The sequence below is a fragment of the Clostridium pacaense genome (genome assembly GCF_020709765.2).
In the GTDB taxonomy this organism is placed as follows: Bacteria; Bacillota; Clostridia; order Lachnospirales; family Lachnospiraceae; genus Enterocloster; species Enterocloster hominis.
This window is the reverse complement of sequence record NZ_JAJFEB020000065.1, coordinates 1-640: the sequence shown is the minus strand read 5'-3', so window position 1 is coordinate 640 and position 640 is coordinate 1. Positions and strand designations below refer to the sequence as shown.

1 protein-coding gene is annotated in these 640 nt (G+C 43.0%); it reads left to right on the top strand.

The genetic code is table 11. The features are described from left to right. Positions 1–59: 59 nt before the first annotated feature. Positions 60–590: a helix-turn-helix domain-containing protein gene (locus LK536_RS58480; protein WP_506092299.1), complete on the top strand. Its 531-nt coding sequence runs from the start codon at positions 60–62 to the stop codon at positions 588–590. Positions 591–640: the final 50 nt, after the last annotated feature.

Below are 640 nucleotides of genomic sequence, written 5' to 3'. Positions count from 1 at the left end.
ATCTAGTTGTCAAATATACTTTAGTGTGATAACATTAAAGAAAAAGGCGGTTATTACACATGGCAAGAACAGGTTCAAATAATAAACGTAACCAAAAATATGAGGTGGTCCTTAATGATGAGCAGATTTCTTTTTTGAAAGCATTACTTTCCATGAATGAAACAACACTTACGATAAAGAAGCGCGCTCTGATCCTTCTTGCCCTACACAAGGATTCTGGTAAAAATCTTACCCACCGCCAGATTGCTGAAAGTCTGGATGTTTCTATTTCAACCGTACATTGTACGATAAAACGTTTTGTGGACCTGGGGTTTGATGAATGTATCACGATTCACCGCAACCCCAGACAAAACAACGTCTGCAAAATACAGGGGGATCAGCAGGCCCGTCTGGTCCAACTGGCCTGTAGTGCAGCTCCTCAAGGCCATTCCTCCTGGTCCCTGCAGCTCTTGCGGGATAAAGCCGTCGAACTTAAAATCATTGAGCCTGTTGCCGTAGAAACCGTGCGCTCTGCATTAAAAAAAATGAACTGCAGCCTCACAAAAACGAATACTGGTGCATCCCCCCAAAGCAAAACGCAGGGTTCGTAGCCTGTATGGAAGAAATCCTGGATACTTATAAACTTCCTTACAATGAGGAA

Bases quoted from the DNA above. Each gene is read 5' to 3' on its own strand.
- LK536_RS58480 (WP_506092299.1), top strand. From the start codon at position 60: ATGGCAAGAACAGGTTCAAATAATAAACGTAACCAAAAATATGAGGTG.